Raw genomic sequence first — 15,652 nt, 5'->3', positions numbered from 1 at the left:
GCAGAAATGGAACGGCTCTACTCGAACGCCCGTTGGGGTGGTCGCGCACAGACCCCGCTCGAGTGTGCGCACGCAATCCGCGCCACACTCGCCGGTCTTCCAGACATCCAGGGCTATTACACCAGCTGGCGAATCTCAAAGCCCGAAGCCAGCGCCCCGGAGGATCTGCACCCTGTACCGATTGCGGACGACGCCCTCGCGGACTACGTGGAATCGACAGCGCTGCGTAACGACCGAGGCGAGCTCATGCCGGGTGGTGGCTTCACAGTGCGCTTCGCACGGCTCCACGATGGGCACCCAGTGAAACTCGAAATCCGGTGCGGTGCAGACGACACGCTGGGGAACAATATCCTGCTCGAGTTCCCGCACCCAGACTGGGCTTCGCCAGAGTCGCTTGACCCGATTGCGCTACGCGAATCACTCGCCGCAATCGTCGAACCCTGGGATGCCGACTACGGCTTTGTCATTACCCACCCCTTCCGCAAGGCACAGGGAATCAACGCTCGTGCCGCACGACGCGGCGAACGCCCCGTCGGCTGGCTGACGTACGTTGGCCACGATATAGACCTCGACAGCGCGGCGCTGACCGGCCTCGCCCGGGTCGACGAGACGACCGAGGGGGTGTGGATCGAACTGCACGGCAGCCCGTCGGACCCGAGTTTCGACGACGCGCTCACGGTGCGGCGGGCGCTCGGATACGGGAACTAGAGCAGGTACTTCGAGAAGCACTGAAGGCAATCGGCCAAGGCCCCATCGACGCCGACCGCGCTCGCGATCTTGCCGCCGCCACATGGCGGCAGGCTCTGACGCTCACATACGCCGACCAGGGCGGCTCGCCGGCGCCGCGGCCGAGCGCCGATATCGGTCAATCCCACCCCGCGCGGACAAGACGATCCTGCTTCGGGCGGGCTGACATCGAGTCCAACCTGGCCTGCCTATGCCGAAAGTATCACCGCCGCAAGACGCCGCAAGACCCTCGGCTATTGGACCGCCAGGCAGGTCGGGCAGGCCCGGGCCAGCTGGAACGGGTCGACCCGACCGCCCGGATCACCATCACCGAGCCCCAGGGGAAGCTCGGAGACCCGACACCCGGCCGCTGCCTGCGCGATGGAATCGACGACGATCTCCTCGCCGGACTCACCGGCAGCCGGATCGTCGCGACCCCCACTACTCGCCCGTCGACCTAGACCTCGACTATCTCCTCGACGCCCGAATCCGACCACCACAACGCAGACACCGGGGATACAAGCCCAGCCACAGAGACAGCGGCGACGCAACTCTACGGCGCCGACAACCATGTAAGTCATCGCGCCGACCATCGCGGCCTGACTTCCCCAACTCCGACGATTCGCGATTCCTCCCAATCAGGCGCGCTCGCGGTGGAGAATCGGGTGGGCAGTGCATCTCAGCCGACCTGAGGAGGAACTGTGAACGTCACCCTGTGGGTCGTCGCCGTGGTCCTGGCCGTCGTGTATCTGGGGGCCGGCCTGATGAAGGTGGCGGTGCCGTACGAGAAGCTCATCGAGAACCCGAGAACGGCTTGGGCCCGGGATCTGTCCGCCAGATCGGTCCGCGCGATCGGGACAGCGGAACTGCTGGGCGCAATCGGCCTCATCCTTCCGCAGGCCACTGGCATCGCGGAGGTGCTGACGCCGTTGGCGGCGACCGGACTGGCGATCGTTCAGGTCGGGGCAATGATCTTCCACATCCGGCGCAACGAAATTCAGATGCTGCCGGTGAACGTCGTCTTGCTGGCTCTGGCCGTATTCGTTGCGATTGGCCGATTCGCGAACTGGGGTTGAGTCGACCGTTCGGGATTGTGCGTTTCGAGCCCCAGGACGCAGGAGGAACGATGAAGGTCGATTTCACACCGGATCCGGAGCTGTACCCGTTCACTTCACGCTGGTTCGAGAGCCCGCACGGACGGGTGCACTACATCGACGAAGGCACGGGCCCGCCGATCCTGTTCTGCCACGGCAACCCGACGTGGAGCTTCCTGTATCGCGACATCATCACCAGACTGCGGGATCGTTTCCGGTGCATCGCGGTTGACTATCTTGGATTCGGATTGTCCGATCACCCTGAGGCTTTCGGGTACTCCATCGAAGAGCAGGCATTCGTCGTCGGTACGCTCGTCGACCACCTCGACCTGGACGGGTACGTGTCATTCGGTCAGGATTGGGGTGGTCCGATCAGCATGGCGGTCGACACCGCGCGCGCTGATCGCGTGCGGGGCGTCGTCTTGGGCAACACATGGTTCTGGCCTGCGGACAGCCCGACGATGAAGCTCTTCAGCAGGGTGATGTCGAGTGGTCCCATGCAGCGCGCCATTCTGAACAACAACTTCTTCGTCGAACGCATCATCCCGCTGGGAACGTCGCGCTCACTGAAGCCCGAGGAGATGGCCCACTATCGCGGAGTTCAACCCTCGCGGGAGGCGCGACGGGGCGTAGCGGAGATGCCCAAGCAGATCCTGGCAGCCCGTCCGCTGCTCGAGCGCCTTTCCCGTGACGTGCCGATCAAGCTCGGAACGAAGCCGGCGCTGATCCTATGGGGTATGAAGGATTCCGCCTTCAAGCCCAACCGCATGATTCCGCGCATGCAGGCCACGTTTCCCGATCACGTCCTGTTGGAGTTGCCCGACGCGAGCCATTTCTTCCAAGAGGATGCTCCCGCCCGAATTGCCGAGGCGATCGTCCTACGCTTCGGCTGAGACAGCGGTCTTGATGGGAAGCAGTGCATCCCGTTCGGTGCAACCGGTTCGGTGCAACCGGTTCGGTGCAACCGGTTCGGTGCAACCGGTTCAGTGCAACCGGTTCAGTGCAACCGGTTCTGCGCCGCCTCAAGCCCGAGATGCAGCACCAGCTCGACGGCGTCGGCGGCCTGCTCGCACACCAGGTCGAGTTCCTTGCGCTCGACGCTGGAAAAGGGCTTGAGGACGAAGTCGGCCGGATCCTGGCGACCCGGGGGACGTCCGATGCCGATCCGGGTACGTAGATAGTCCTTGGTGCCGAGCGCGTTCGAGATGGAACGCAACCCGTTGTGGCCGCCCTCACCGCCGCCCTGCTTGAGTCGGATCGTGCCGAAATCGAGGTCGAGTTCGTCGTGGATGACGACGATGTTTCCCGGCTCGACAGAAAAGAACTGGGCCAGCCCCGAAACTCCCCTGCCGGAGAGGTTCATGTATGAGCGTGGCTTCGCGAGGATGACCTGGCGGCCGACCAGTCGGGTCTGGACGATCTCGGTGCCGCTGCGCTTGTGGGCGCTGAACTTTCCGCCCAGGCGTCCGACGAGCGTGTCTGCCACCATGAACCCGATGTTGTGGCGGGTCTTCTCGTACTGGGGACCCGGGTTCCCCAGGCCGACGACGATTGCCGTCCCGGACTCTTCACTCACTGGTCGAGCATCCTTTCCATACGCATCTCTTCCATACAACAGCGGCGCGCCGAACCCGACTGGGGTCGACGCGCCGCTGGACGGTCAGCGTGCGGCTGATCAGACCTCGGCGGCCGTCTCCTCGGGGGCCTCTTCCTCGGTCTCCTCTTCGGTACCGAGAGCCGCGGCGGACGGGGAGGCGACGACGTTGACGACCAGCAACTCGGCGTCGTCGGCCAGGGTTGCGCCCTCCGGGAGCGTAATGCCACCGGCCAGGACCTGGGTGCCGATCTCGGCGCCCTCGACGGAGACCTCGACCGACTCGGGGATGTGCAGGGCCTCGACCTCGAGCTTGATCGCGGTGACCTCTTCGGTGACCAGGGCGCCCGGAGCCGCGGCGCCGGTGACGACGACGGGGACCTCCACGGAGACCTTCTCGCCCTTCTGGACGATGAGCAGGTCGGCGTGCTCGATGTGGCGACGGAGCGGGTGAACGACGACCGACTTGGTCAGCGCCAGCTGCTGCTTGCCGTCGATATCCAGGTTGATGACGGCGTTGGTGCCGTGGGCACGCAGGATGCCGGCGAGTTCACGGGCCGGGAGGTTCAGGTGCTGCGGATCGGTGCCGTGGCCGTACAGTACGGCGGGAACCTGGCCATCGCGACGGGCACGGCGGGCGGCGCCCTTGCCGAATTCGGTACGTACGGCGGCTACGAGACGATCTTCGTCAGACATGTGAAACGGCTCCTACAACTCACGTGAGATATGCGTTGACTTCGTTCGTCGCGATGAGGGGCGAACGGACACGAACGGCCGGAGCAACTGCTCTATCGGAGCCGTGGCCGCGTCGATCACGGTGACTGCGCGGTGCCGCGCGAATCGCCCTCGCCGAGACAACTCGAAGTACATTACCGGACGCCCGAGGCGATCGCAAAAGGACCCGTAAGCGGGTGGAGCGGGGGTGACGGACGATCAGGCTAGTCCCGCGACGGCCTCCAGGAAGGTCTCGATGTCCCCCTCGGACACGAAGTAGTGCGGGGATGCGCGGACGACGGCGTCGAGTCCGCGAGCACTCATGTCCAACAAGGTCGACGATCGGGGACTCGCCGTAACCGTTATCTGTTTGTCCACCAGTTGTTCTCGAGCGCGCATCGCATCGATACCGTCGACGGTGAATGTGACGATGCCGCTGCGGTCGGTTCCGAGGTCCCGAACGGTGACACCCTTCAGGCTGCTCAGCCCCGTTCGCATCGCGTCGGCCCTCTCGGCGATTGCGCGTGCGACGTAGTCGATTCCGATGTCGAGGAGATAGTCGGCGGCGACACCGAGCCCGAGTCGCGCCGCCACGTCGTACTCCCACAGTTCGAAGCGTGTCGCGTTCGGCGCCGGCCGGTAGGTGTCAGGTCCGGTCCACTCGGCGCTCCGCAGATCGAGTGCAACCGGGTCCAGCCGTTCGACGAGTTCTCCTCGCAGGTAGAGAAATCCGGTGCCACGAGGTCCACGAAGCCACTTTCTGCCGGTCGCCGACAGCGCATCGACACCGAGAGCCGCCACGTCGATCGGGAGCTGGCCCACCGACTGGCAGGCGTCGAGCAGGACCAGCGCGCCTTGACGGTGCGCGATCTCCACTACCTCCCGGATCGGGTTGATCAACCCGCCATTGGTCGGAACGTGAACCAGCGAGACGAGGCGAACGCGGTCGTCGAGCATCCGTTCGAGAGAGTCCAGGTCGATGCGACCGGATGCGTCGCTCGGTATGACCTCCACGGTTGCACCAGCCGCGCGGGCACGGTGCAGTGCGGTGATCGCGTTGCTGGCGTATTCGACTCGAGAGATCAGGATTCGGTCGCCGGGCACGAAGCGGATCGCGGCGACGAACTCGTTCCACGCCCGGGTGGCGCTGTCGACGAGGGCGATCTCGGCAGGCTCGGCTCCGATCAGGTGTGCGAGTGAACGACGCACTGCCGCGAGGTCGTCGGCACGTTCGGCGGCCGCGAGGTACCCACCTACCTCAGCCTCGCGCCGGAGATGTCCGATCACGGTGGCGAGCACTGGTTGCGGCGGCAGGGATGATCCTGCGCTGTCGAGAAACACCCGGTCGAGACACCCAGGTGTATCGCGTCGAAGCTGTTCGAGGTCGAGCATCGGCAATTCCTCTCCAGCGGTAGCCACGACGGGAAGCGGGCTCTACCCTCGAGGAGGACGTTCGACCGCTCTCGAGGGGAGGATGGCATGGTTGTAGCAGTCGAGTCCACCAGTCTTACCTCGCGTCCGGCGGCCGAGGCATACCTCGGTGGGGTGTGCTTCAAACTTGGTCCACCGAAACTGATCGGTGCCGAACTCGAATGGCTTACTGCAAACGACAGTCAAGCTTTCACCCGCCCAGACCTTGCCTCGATCGCCGCAGCTCTCGGGCCTCACGCCCCGCGATCCCTCGTTCCTGATTCCCCCGCCCGCCCTCTACCTGCGGGCAGCCTCGTCACCGTCGAACCCGGCGGTCAGATCGAGCTTTCCAGCGTTCCCCGCGATAGTGCCGTCGCCCTCTGCGACGCCCTCGCCTCCGACGAACGGACGCTGTGCTCCCTTCTCGCGAAACACTCGATAACCACGCACGCGCGTGCCGCCGACACCCGTCGGTCGGCAGAGCGACTGCTGCATTTGCCCCGCTATCGGGCCATGGAGGAGAGGTTCGAGGGCGTCGGTCCGTTCGGCAAGCTCATGATGTGCAACACCGCTGCCGTCCAGGTGAGCGTCGACGCCGGGGTGGATCGGGCGGATGTTGCTCGCCGGTGGAACCTGCTCCACACCATCGGCCCCGCCCTGATCGCGGCGTTCGCATGCTCTCCACGACTTCACGGGATTCCACCGGGGCGGTGGGTGTCTCAGCGGATGCGGACCTGGCTCGAACTCGATCCGCCCCGCACCGGCGGGCCGTCTGACACCGGGGAATGGACGGATGACCCGATCGGCGACTACGCGCGCTGGGTACTCGACGTGCCGCTGCTGTGTGTGATCCGGGACGGGCCGTCCTGGACGGCTCCGCCCGACGCGACGTTCGCGGATTGGATCGACGGCGCCCTCGACGACGACCTGGGCCGCCGGCCGACCCGAGCGGACCTCGACTATCACCTCACGACGGTGTTCCCTCTCGTGCGCGCGGTCGGCCACCTCGAGGTGCGCTACTTCGACACACAACCGGGGGACCGGTGGCGGCTGCCGGTGGCCGCGGTGGAGGCCCTGCTCGACGCGCCGGACGCGACCGACGTCGCGGCAGACACCCGAGGGCGGTGGAAGGATGCCGCACGAGACGGCCTCGCCGACGGCGAACTGCGTGCCGGCGCGGCAGCACTGCTCGAACTCGCGGCCGAGCACGCTGCGGACCCGGCGCTGGGAGCCGAACTCGGATCGGCCGCCGGGCGATGTCGGCGTGGTGAACAGACCCGTGGTGAACAAGCGAGGGGGACTACAGCGTGACCGGGCTACGCGAATCACTCGAATCGGCGCTGTTGCGGGCTCGGCGGCGTAGCGACGCGCTCACCGAGTGCGTCGACGAGGCCGATCTGGTGGCGCAGCACTCGCCGCTGATGAGTCCGCTCGTCTGGGATCTCGCACATATCGGGAACCAGGAGGAACTGTGGCTCGTCCGCGACGTCGGTGGACGTGAGCCCGTCCGCAGCGACATCGACGAGTTGTACGACGCGTTCAAGCATTCCCGCTCCTCCCGGCCTGCCCTTCCGCTGCTGGGCCCCTCCGAGGCGCGTCGGTATGTAGGCCAGGTTCGGGAGAAGACGTGGGACGTGCTGGATGCGAGCAAGTTCCGTGGTCGTCGCCTGGAATCGAACGGGTTCGCGTTCGCCATGATCGCCCAGCACGAACAACAACACGACGAGACGATGCTCGCGACGCACCAGCTGCGAGCGGGGCCAGCGGTACTGGCGGCGCCGCCCGTCCCCGTCGCGGCTGCCCCGGTGTCCGAGCGTGAAGTGGTCATTCCCGCGGGCCAATTCGTGATGGGCACGTCCGAAGATCCGTGGGCGCTCGACAACGAGCGTCCATCGCATCGGGTATACGTCGGAGCCTTCGCGATCGACACGGTCCCGGTCAGCAACGCCGATTACATGTGCTTCATCGACGACGGCGGCTACCGACGTCGGGAGCTGTGGAGCGAGCGAGGCTGGCAGCATCGCGTCGAGCGCGGGCTCGAATCCCCGCAGTTCTGGACGACCGACGGCGGCAAGCACTGGTGGCGGCGCCGGTTCGGGGTGTTCGAACCCGTGCCGCCGGACGAGCCGGTGATGCACGTGTGCTGGTTCGAGGCGCAGGCGTACGCGCGATGGGCCGGCAAGCGGTTGCCCACCGAGGCGGAGTGGGAGAAGGCGGCGCGCTGGCATCCGGCGAGCGGTCGGTCCCGCCGGTTCCCATGGGGCGACGATGAACCCGACCACACTCGGGCGAACCTCGGCCAGCGGCATCTCTGTCCCGCACCGGTCGGGTCCTACCCGGAGGGAGCGTCGCCGGCGGGGGTGCGTCAGCTGATCGGTGACGTGTGGGAGTGGACTTCGTCGCCGTTCACCGGTTATCCCGGCTTCGAAGCGTTCCCCTACCGGGAGTACTCGGAGGTGTTCTTCGGTGGCGACTACCGTGTTCTTCGCGGCGGGTCGTTCGGCACCGACCAGGTGGCGTGCCGGGGCACGTTCCGGAACTGGGACCACCCGATCCGGCGACAGATCTTCGCCGGCTTCCGCTGCGCGAGGGATGTCTGATGTGTCGGCACCTGGGCTATATCGGACCGACTCGCTCGGTGCGGGAGGTCATCACGGCGGGGGAGTTCTCGCTGCTGCGGCAGTCGTGGGATCCGCGTGACATGCGAGGTGGCGGCTCCATCAACGCCGACGGGTTCGGCGCGGCCTGGTGGGGTTCGACACTGTCGCGGTACCGCAGCGCGATGCCGATCTGGTCGGACCCGGCACTGCCCGAGATGCTGTCGAAGGTCCGGTCGCACGCGGTGCTCGCAGCAGTCCGCTCGGCGACGGTGGGGATGCCGGTCGAACGCAGCGCGTGCGCGCCGTTCGTCTCGAAACACTGGGCGTTCAGCCTCAACGGCCGGATCGCGGGATGGCCCGAATCGATGGTCGAGCCGGCCGGGCGGCTGCCCATGGTGGACCTGCTGGGTCTCGAGGCGCCCACCGATGCGGCGCTGCTGTGGATGCTCGTGCGGAACGCGCTGCGGGACAACAGCCCGGAGCTAGCGCTGATGCAGGTCTCGACCCTCGTGACGGAGGCAGCGCCCGGATCGAAGTTGAACATGCTCCTCGGTGACGGGCGGCAGTTGTGGGCCACGACATGGGAGCACGCGTTGTCGACACTTGTCGACGACGATCGCGCGGTCATCAGTTCGGAGCCCTACGACCGCAACCACGAATGGAAAGAGATCCCGGACGGGCACCTCGTCACCGCGCGGCCGGGCCACCTGATCTCGACCCCCCTGTGAGGGTTACCCGAGAAACGAGTTCTTCGGATGGGAGAGGAATGAGCGCACCGACCCTGGAGGTCCACATCGCACCCGAGCAACTGACCGCGGCGCTACGGGCCGATGCGGCGCGGGGGCTGACGTCGTCACCCAAATCGCTGCCGCCGAAGTGGTTCTACGACGCGCGTGGAAGTGAACTGTTCGAACGGATCATGCGGCTTCCGGAGTACTACCCGACTCGCACCGAGCGGGCACTGCTCGAGGCCTACGCCGGCGAGATCGCGGGAATCGCCTCACCGCAGATCCTCGTCGAACTCGGTTCGGGCTCCTCCGAGAAAACAGCTCTGTTGCTCCGGGAAATGGGGGCGCGAGGCACGCTCGAACGGTACGTCCCCCAGGACGTCTCCGAGAGTGCGCTGCGGGACGCCGCTCGACGCATCGCTGCGGAATTCCCGCAGATCGGCGTGCACGGTGTCGTCGGAGACTTCACCGAATCACTGCACCATCTACCGGCCGGAGGCCGGCGGATGATCGCCTTGCTGGGCGGCACGCTCGGCAACCTGGTCCCGGACGAGCGGCGCGAGTTCCTCGCCGGCATCGCGGGCGTCCTCGAGCCCGGCGACTACCTGCTGCTAGGTGTCGCGCTCGTGACCGACCCGGCGGTGCTGGTGCCGGCATACGACGATGCGGCCGGCGTCACCGCTCAGTTCAACCTCAACGTGCTGTCGGTGCTGAACAAACAATTGGGCGCCGACTTCGACCTGGAAAGGTTCCGGCACGTCGCACTCTGGGATCCGGTCAATGAATGGATCGAGATGCGGCTCGAGGCGACGACCGAGATGGCAGTGCAGGTAACGGATCTCGGGCTCGAGGTGTCGTTCGAGCACGGGGAGCAGCTTCGCACGGAGATCTCCGCGAAGTTCCGTGAAGACGGCATCCGCGCCGAGCTCGCGGCCGCAGGATTCGCCGACGCCCAGACCTGGACCGACGCGGACGATCGGTTCGCGCTCGTGTGCGCTCGCCGAGCCTGATCCGCTCGCCGAGGCTGGTCAGAGAATCAGCTGCATGAACGTCATGTCCATCCAGCGGCCGAACTTTTGACCGACCTCGGGCATCTGCGCGACGACCCGGAAGCCGAAACGCTCGTGCAGCGCGATCGAAGTGGTGTTCGACGACTCGATGCTCGCGACGATCACGTGTAGGTGACCGGCACGGGCCCGCTCGATCAACGCGGTCATCAGGGCCGTCGCGACACCCCGGCGGTGGTAGTCGACGTGCACGTACACCGAGTTCTCGACGGTGTAGCGGTAACCGCTCTTCGCGCGCCACACCCCGTACGTTGCGTACCCTGCGACGTGGCCGTCGATGTCGGCGACCAGGATCGGGAACCCGTTCGCGTGGCGGTCGTGGAACCACTGTCGCCGTTCGTCGATGTCGGTGGGGGTTTCGTCCCAGATCGCTGTCGAGTTGGCGACCGCTTCGTTGTGGATCTCGAGGATCTCGGGCAGATCGCTGATCAGGGCGTCACGGACGAACATCTCAACTCGCGCCCTGCGTACCCGAGCTCCGGCGCGCCTTCTCGAGGGCGGCGAGAGTGCGGAGGATCGAGGCCTTCTGGCGGCCCAGGTCGTCGAGGCGTGCGCGCGCGGCAAGACCCTGCGCGGCCTCGGCGAGCTCGATCTGCGCGTCGACCTTGGTGAGCTGGTCGAGCAGGCCGGTCACACGCTCCTCGAGGGCTGCGAGGTCCGGCAGGTTCGCGGGTGCGACGGCGGCGGTCGGCGCGGGAGCAGGTTTGGTCGGCTTCGTGCGGGGACGCGTCGCCGGGGCTTTGTTGACCGGGGCCTTGCCGGCCGGGGCTTTGCTTGCCGGAGCCGACTCGGTCTCGATCGCGGACACGATGTGAGCGGCTTTGGGACGCAGCGACTTGCGGACGATCGCCGGGTCCGGGGGCTCGGCGAGGCGGATCTGATTGAGGGCTGAGCGCGCGTCACGGGCCGCAACACGCCACTCGCGCTCCTCCTCGTCGTCGGACTGCAACGTGCCACCGATCGGGCGGAGACCGTACATACCCATGAACTTGCGCGCCGCGTCGATGACGCTCTCCTGCTCGCGGCACGTGCTACAGCGCGGCTCGTTGCGGAACAAGTCGATCGATTCGTCGCTTCCGCACCACACACAAGACCCGGGAGTCCACCGGCGAACTGATTGGGTGTTCGAGATTTCAGAGCTTGCGTCCCGGGGCTGAGCGTCGATCACGACGAGCCACAATAGGGCACCGGTTCATGCCTGGCCACATCGAGGTCCCGATTTCCTCGTCGGGGGTGATCAAATTCATGACGGCTACCGGCCAGTAGCGGCAAAGTCTTGTGCCGCATGAGTTCTGCGCTCGGCGCTGTTCTCACTCGCGATCGCCGAAGACGTCGGTCAACCAGTCGATGAGGGGGCGCATATCGCGCCAGGCGAGCCGCACGTGGGCGGCCGCGTCGGCGGTGGCGAGCCAGTCGGGGCAACCCAGATTCGATCCCGCCGTCAACGAGCGATGCCGGAGCAGCTCGATGCGCGGATGGTCCGGTGCCACACCTCGCGGGCGCGTGGCGAGACGGTCGCCACCGATGTCGTAGTCCGCCGATTCGAGCTTGCGGACGATCCGCTGCAGAGCGCGACCGCGGCGCTCGTCGTCGACGGCCTCCCGATAGCGCGCGAGTTGCTCCGGGGTGTGAGCGTAGTAGCCCCCGGCCACGAACATCCCGGAGGCGTCGACCTGGACGTAGAACCCGACACCTGGGCACGTCTCGACAAACCCTCCCTGGTGGGTCTTGTAGGGCGACTTGTCCTTTGAGAACCGTACGTCCCGATAGGGACGAAAGACTTTGCCGGGCCCGAACTCCGGTTCGAGTTCGGCGAGCAACTCGACCATCGGTGCGCGCACGTCGGAGTCGTAGATCGACTTGTGGGAGGTCCAGAAGGCCTTGCTGTTGTCGGCCTCGAGATCCTCGTAGAAGTCGAGTGCGGCGGTCGGGAACCCGGAGAACACGTCGCAAACACTACGCCCGTGCCCCGTTCGCCCGAGGGTGAACGGGGCACGGGCGCAGTAACGATCTAGGCGATCCCGTTGAAGAGGGACGTCACCGAGCCGTTCTCGAAGACTTCCTGGATGGTGCGAGCCAGGAGCGGCGCGATGGACAGCACCGTCAGCGTCGGGAACCGCTTCTCCTCGGGGATCGGCAGCGTGTTGGTCGTGATGACCTCCTTGGCGCCGCAGTTCGCGAGGCGCTCGGAGGCCGGGTGAGAGAACACGCCGTGCGTGGTGGCGATGACGACGTCGCCGGCGCCGGCGTTCTTGAGAATCTCGACGGCACCCGCGATGGTGCCGCCGGTGTCGATCATGTCGTCGATGAGCACGCAGGTGCGACCGCTGACGTCACCGACGACGCGGTTCGACTTGACCTGGTTCGGAACCAGCGGATCACGAGTCTTGTGCACGAACGCCAGCGGTGCGCCGTCGAGGGCGTCGGCCCACTTCTCGGCGACCTTCACGCGGCCCGCGTCGGGGGAGACGACACAGATGTTCTCGGTGCCGTAGTTCTCGCGGACGTACTGTGCCAGCTGGCCCAGGGCGTGCATGTGGTCGACCGGGCCGTCGAAGAAGCCCTGGATCTGATCGGTGTGCAGGTCGACGGTGATGATGCGGTCGGCGCCGGCGGTCTTCAGGAGGTCGGCGATGAGACGAGCCGAGATCGGCTCGCGACCGCGGTGCTTCTTGTCCTGGCGGGCGTACGGGTAGAACGGCAGGATCGCGGTGATGCGCTTGGCGGATCCACGCTTGAGCGCGTCGATCATGATCAGCTGCTCCATCACCCATTGATTCAGGGGCGCCGGGTGGCTCTGCAGCACGAACGCGTCCGAACCTCGCACCGATTCTTCGAACCGGACGAAGATCTCGCCGTTGGCGAAGTCACGAGCCGATTGCGGCGTGACCTGGATGTCCAGTTCCTTGGCCACCTGCTCGGCCAGTTCGGGGTGTGCGCGGCCGGAGAAGAGCATCAAGTTCTTCTGCACGTCGCTGGATATCGCGCTCACTGGTCTTCGCCATCCTTCGGTTCTCGCCGGTCGGTTTCTTGCTGAAGTGCTCGCTGCGCAGCCTCGGCAGCAGGAGTGCCGGGCCTGTTGCGCTGGACCCAACCCTCGATGTTGCTCTGCTTGCCGCTCGAGACTGCGAGCGCCCCCGGTGGCACGTCGGTGCGCAGGACGGTGCCTGCGCCCGTATAGGCGCCGTCACCGACATGGACCGGGGCGACGAACATGGTGTCGGATCCGGTCCGCACATGCGAACCGACGACGGTGCGACTCTTGTTCACACCGTCATAATTGACGAAAACGCTGGATGCTCCGATGTTGCTGTGCTCACCGATGGTCGCGTCACCGACGTAGGTGAGGTGCGGGACCTTCGAATGCGCGCCGATGTCGGTGTTCTTGGTCTCGACGAAGGCACCGAGCTTGCCGGACGCGCCCAAGACGGTGCCCGGCCGCAGGTATGTGTAGGGCCCGACGGTCGCCGCGGGTCCAACGACGGCGCCCTCGCCGTGAGTACGGATCACCGAGGCACCCTCGCCGACGGTGACATCGGTGAGCGTCGTGTCGGGACCGATCACGGCGTCCTCGCCGATGCTCGTGGCGCCACGCAACTGCACGCCTGGACGTAATGTGACGTCGCGGTCGATCCTGACATCGACGTCGATCCACGTGCTCGACGGGTCGTCGACGGTGACGCCGGCGCGCATGTGCCGTTCGAGGATCCGACGATTCAGTTCGCCCGCCAGCACGGACAGCTGGACCCGGTCGTTCGCGCCCGCAACCGAGAGTTCGTCGGCGATGTGCTGTGCCCGAACGGTTTTCCCGGCCTGCCGGGCGATCGCGATGACGTCGGTGAGGTACAGCTCGCCCTGCGCGTTGTCGGCGCTGAGGGACGACAACGCAGCGCGGAGCGTGGCGGCGTCGAAGGCGTACACACCGGAGTTGACCTCGGTGATCGCGACCTGCGAGTCGGTGGCGTCGGCCTGCTCGACGATCGCGGCGACCTCGCCGTCGGTGGTACGCAAGACCCGCCCGTACCCCGTGGGGTCGGACGCAGTGGTGGTGAGAACGGTCACCGCGGCGGCCGGTGCTGCGGTGTGGGTGTCGATCAGTGCGCGCAGGGTATCCGCGTCGAGCAGTGGAACGTCGGCCGAGGTCACCAGAACCGTGCCGTCGAAATCGTCGGGCAGTGAGCTCAACCCGCAGCCGACGGCGTGCCCCGTGCCGTTCTGCTCGTGCTGGACGGCGGAGGAGATCGCATACTCGAGATCCTTAGCGACCTCGTCGACCGCCGCGCCGACGGAGTCCCGGTCGTGACCGATGACCGTCACGAGTTCGGTGGGCTCGATCGCGACTGCGGCATACAGCGAGTGGGCGAGCATCGATCGGCCGGCCAGAGTGTGCAGAACCTTGGGGGTCTTCGACCGCATTCGCGTCCCGGCACCGGCTGCGAGGACGATGACGGCGGTCTGCAGTGGCATGAAGCTCCCTCGAGGTCTATTTAGGCTTGGCTGCTCGGGCGGCCGGACTCGTCGCGCGTTCTGGTGAAAGATTATCGCGAGGTGGTCCCGCCACGACAATAAGCCCGAGACCAGCTGCGCTGATTCGCAAGTTAACGGAGAGTTAACGGGTTCAGACCGTCAGGTTTGGTATGCGTGGTGGGAATCACAACCGGTGGACCGGGGAGCTCCGCCGCCAGGACTCGAACCTGAACTATCTGAACCAAAATCAGAGGTGCTGCCATTACACTACGGCGGAACGCTGCGCCGACGAGCTGGCGCTCGAGGGTCGCGGGAACGATACTCGCATGCCGGCGCCCCACGCGTCGAACTGCTCGGGAAATTGAAGCTGCGGAGTGTCGGAAGGGACGGTCACCGCGAGTGTCGCGACCAAGGGAGTCCAGCAATCCCGAACGATCTCCTCGCATCCGGATGACCGGGACGCAGCGGCGTGAACAGCTGATCGAGATCGGACGAGCGCTGTTCGCCGAACGCGGTTACGAGGCTACCTCGATCGAGGAGATCGCCGCCCGCGCGCAGGTCTCCAAGCCTGTGGTCTACGAGCACTTCGGCGGCAAGGAGGGGCTCTACGCCGTCGTCGTCGACCGAGAGATGTCGAAGCTGCTCGAGATGGTCACGTCGTCACTGACGCAGAACCGGTCACGGATCAGGATCGAACGAGTGGCGCTGGCCCTGTTGACCTACGTCGATGAGCGCACCGACGGTTTCCGGATCCTGGTGCGCGATTCGCCGGTCACCGCCGACGAGGGCACTTACTCGAGTCTGCTCAACGAGGCGGTCCGGCAGGTGGGACACATCCTCGCCGGTGACTTCGAACGCCGCGGTTTCGATCCCGAACTCGCGCCGCTGTATGCGCAGGCGCTCGTCGGGATGGTCGCCACCACGGCGACATGGTGGCTCGACGAGAGAGCTCCGTCGAAGGAGGTCGTGGCCGCCCATCTCGTGAACCTGTGCTGGAACGGCCTGACGAACCTCGAGGCGGATCCGCAACTCGGCGGATAGGGCGTTCGGTGACCATGCGGTCGGCCCGAGAACGGGTTGGGCCCCGGCCGTCGTCGACGACGGGCGAGCTTGCCGCCCGAGCCATCCGAAACTGTCTGTTCAGTAGGGCTTTGGGCCGCACGTCCCCGAGCCGGGATGCGCATAGAATCGACTAGGCTGGCGCGCGCCCGCTACCGCTGCTCGTCCGCGCCCCGAGCCGTTCGCCAGCAGT

General features: G+C 66.2%; 17 protein-coding genes and 1 tRNA gene. 9 read left to right on the top strand and 9 right to left on the bottom strand.

What is annotated here, in order from left to right:
• Positions 1 to 6: 6 nt before the first annotated feature.
• The 4 genes from EF834_RS02155 (at position 7) to EF834_RS02140 (ending at position 2,713) form a co-directional block, all read left to right on the top strand.
• On the top strand, positions 7 to 708 hold the full coding sequence (locus tag EF834_RS02155; protein ID WP_127945327.1) for an Imm52 family immunity protein: 702 nt from the start codon (positions 7 to 9) through the stop codon (positions 706 to 708).
• A gap of 275 nt (positions 709 to 983) precedes the next feature.
• Complete coding sequence (locus tag EF834_RS02150; protein ID WP_127945325.1) at positions 984 to 1,187, top strand: hypothetical protein; 204 nt, start codon at positions 984 to 986, stop codon at positions 1,185 to 1,187.
• Between the two features lie 240 nt (positions 1,188 to 1,427).
• On the top strand, positions 1,428 to 1,802 hold the full coding sequence (locus EF834_RS02145; RefSeq protein WP_127945323.1) for a DoxX family protein: 375 nt from the start codon (positions 1,428 to 1,430) through the stop codon (positions 1,800 to 1,802).
• A 50-nt stretch (positions 1,803 to 1,852) separates the two neighbouring features.
• Positions 1,853 to 2,713: a haloalkane dehalogenase gene (locus EF834_RS02140; RefSeq protein WP_127945320.1), complete on the top strand. Its 861-nt coding sequence runs from the start codon at positions 1,853 to 1,855 to the stop codon at positions 2,711 to 2,713.
• Positions 2,714 to 2,817: 104 nt separating this feature from the next.
• On the opposite strand, the gene pth is transcribed toward EF834_RS02140, so the two are convergent.
• From pth to EF834_RS02125, 3 genes are all read right to left on the bottom strand, one after another.
• Positions 2,818 to 3,396, bottom strand: coding sequence for an aminoacyl-tRNA hydrolase (gene pth / locus EF834_RS02135; protein WP_127945317.1), 579 nt, complete (start codon positions 3,394 to 3,396; stop codon positions 2,818 to 2,820).
• A 99-nt stretch (positions 3,397 to 3,495) separates the two neighbouring features.
• Positions 3,496 to 4,110 (bottom strand): 50S ribosomal protein L25/general stress protein Ctc, encoded by a 615-nt coding sequence (locus EF834_RS02130; RefSeq protein ID WP_127945314.1) that lies wholly within the window; start codon positions 4,108 to 4,110, stop codon positions 3,496 to 3,498.
• A 237-nt stretch (positions 4,111 to 4,347) separates the two neighbouring features.
• A complete protein-coding gene (locus EF834_RS02125; protein ID WP_127945311.1) occupies positions 4,348 to 5,520 on the bottom strand; it encodes an aminotransferase class V-fold PLP-dependent enzyme in 1,173 nt (390 codons plus the stop codon).
• An 87-nt stretch (positions 5,521 to 5,607) separates the two neighbouring features.
• Here EF834_RS02125 and egtA point away from each other — a divergent pair, with 87 nt between their 5' ends.
• Genes egtA through egtD form a run of 4 tightly spaced genes read left to right on the top strand, consistent with a single transcriptional unit; the run spans position 5,608 to position 9,876 of the window.
• Positions 5,608 to 6,849, top strand: coding sequence for an ergothioneine biosynthesis glutamate--cysteine ligase EgtA (gene egtA / locus EF834_RS02120; RefSeq protein WP_127945308.1), 1,242 nt, complete (start codon positions 5,608 to 5,610; stop codon positions 6,847 to 6,849).
• Positions 6,846 to 8,138 (top strand): ergothioneine biosynthesis protein EgtB, encoded by a 1,293-nt coding sequence (gene egtB, locus EF834_RS02115; protein ID WP_127945305.1) that lies wholly within the window; start codon positions 6,846 to 6,848, stop codon positions 8,136 to 8,138. The genes egtA and egtB overlap by 4 nt, the downstream gene beginning before the upstream one ends.
• On the top strand, positions 8,138 to 8,866 hold the full coding sequence (egtC, locus tag EF834_RS02110) for an ergothioneine biosynthesis protein EgtC (RefSeq protein ID WP_127945302.1): 729 nt from the start codon (positions 8,138 to 8,140) through the stop codon (positions 8,864 to 8,866). Before egtB ends, egtC begins: the two co-directional genes overlap by 1 nt.
• A gap of 38 nt (positions 8,867 to 8,904) precedes the next feature.
• Entirely contained in the window at positions 8,905 to 9,876 is a 972-nt protein-coding gene (gene egtD / locus EF834_RS02105) for an L-histidine N(alpha)-methyltransferase (RefSeq protein ID WP_127945298.1), read from the top strand.
• A gap of 18 nt (positions 9,877 to 9,894) precedes the next feature.
• Here the strand turns inward: egtD and EF834_RS02100 are convergent, their stop codons facing one another.
• The 6 genes from EF834_RS02100 to EF834_RS02075 form a co-directional block, all read right to left on the bottom strand.
• Positions 9,895 to 10,383: a GNAT family N-acetyltransferase gene (locus EF834_RS02100; RefSeq protein WP_127945296.1), complete on the bottom strand. Its 489-nt coding sequence runs from the start codon at positions 10,381 to 10,383 to the stop codon at positions 9,895 to 9,897.
• Between the two features lies 1 nt (position 10,384).
• Positions 10,385 to 11,101: a hypothetical protein gene (locus EF834_RS02095; RefSeq protein WP_127945293.1), complete on the bottom strand. Its 717-nt coding sequence runs from the start codon at positions 11,099 to 11,101 to the stop codon at positions 10,385 to 10,387.
• A 142-nt stretch (positions 11,102 to 11,243) separates the two neighbouring features.
• On the bottom strand, positions 11,244 to 11,879 hold the full coding sequence (locus EF834_RS02090; protein ID WP_127945290.1) for a DUF2461 domain-containing protein: 636 nt from the start codon (positions 11,877 to 11,879) through the stop codon (positions 11,244 to 11,246).
• Between the two features lie 65 nt (positions 11,880 to 11,944).
• Positions 11,945 to 12,925 (bottom strand): ribose-phosphate diphosphokinase, encoded by a 981-nt coding sequence (locus EF834_RS02085; RefSeq protein ID WP_127945287.1) that lies wholly within the window; start codon positions 12,923 to 12,925, stop codon positions 11,945 to 11,947.
• Positions 12,922 to 14,400, bottom strand: a complete 1,479-nt coding sequence (gene glmU / locus EF834_RS02080) for a bifunctional UDP-N-acetylglucosamine diphosphorylase/glucosamine-1-phosphate N-acetyltransferase GlmU (RefSeq protein ID WP_127945284.1) — start codon at positions 14,398 to 14,400, stop codon at positions 12,922 to 12,924. The genes EF834_RS02085 and glmU overlap by 4 nt, the downstream gene beginning before the upstream one ends.
• 206 nt (positions 14,401 to 14,606) lie before the next feature.
• A tRNA-Gln gene (locus EF834_RS02075) sits at positions 14,607 to 14,677 on the bottom strand.
• 173 nt (positions 14,678 to 14,850) lie between these two features.
• Between EF834_RS02075 and EF834_RS02070 the strand changes: the two genes are divergently transcribed.
• A complete protein-coding gene (locus EF834_RS02070; protein ID WP_127945281.1) occupies positions 14,851 to 15,441 on the top strand; it encodes a TetR/AcrR family transcriptional regulator in 591 nt (196 codons plus the stop codon).
• Positions 15,442 to 15,652 lie beyond the last annotated feature (211 nt).

The sequence above is a fragment of the Rhodococcus spongiicola genome (assembly GCF_004011835.1).
In the GTDB taxonomy this organism is placed as follows: domain Bacteria; phylum Actinomycetota; class Actinomycetes; order Mycobacteriales; family Mycobacteriaceae; genus Prescottella; species Prescottella spongiicola.
Note: the sequence above shows the minus strand (reverse complement) of the source record. Positions and strands in the feature narration are given on the sequence as shown.

Excerpts from the sequence above, each read along its gene's own strand:
- EF834_RS02155 (WP_127945327.1), top strand. The coding sequence starts at position 7 with ATGGAACGGCTCTACTCGAACGCCCGTTGGGGTGGTCGCGCACAGACC.
- EF834_RS02140 (WP_127945320.1), top strand. The coding sequence starts at position 1,853 with ATGAAGGTCGATTTCACACCGGATCCGGAGCTGTACCCGTTCACTTCA.
- EF834_RS02130 (WP_127945314.1), bottom strand. The coding sequence starts at position 4,110 with ATGTCTGACGAAGATCGTCTCGTAGCCGCCGTACGTACCGAATTCGGC.
- EF834_RS02125 (WP_127945311.1), bottom strand. The coding sequence starts at position 5,520 with ATGCTCGACCTCGAACAGCTTCGACGCGATACACCTGGGTGTCTCGAC.
- egtA (WP_127945308.1), top strand. The coding sequence starts at position 5,608 with ATGGTTGTAGCAGTCGAGTCCACCAGTCTTACCTCGCGTCCGGCGGCC.
- egtC (WP_127945302.1), top strand. The coding sequence starts at position 8,138 with ATGTGTCGGCACCTGGGCTATATCGGACCGACTCGCTCGGTGCGGGAG.
- egtD (WP_127945298.1), top strand. The coding sequence starts at position 8,905 with ATGAGCGCACCGACCCTGGAGGTCCACATCGCACCCGAGCAACTGACC.
- EF834_RS02100 (WP_127945296.1), bottom strand. The coding sequence starts at position 10,383 with ATGTTCGTCCGTGACGCCCTGATCAGCGATCTGCCCGAGATCCTCGAG.
- glmU (WP_127945284.1), bottom strand. The coding sequence starts at position 14,400 with ATGCCACTGCAGACCGCCGTCATCGTCCTCGCAGCCGGTGCCGGGACG.
- EF834_RS02070 (WP_127945281.1), top strand. The coding sequence starts at position 14,851 with ATGACCGGGACGCAGCGGCGTGAACAGCTGATCGAGATCGGACGAGCG.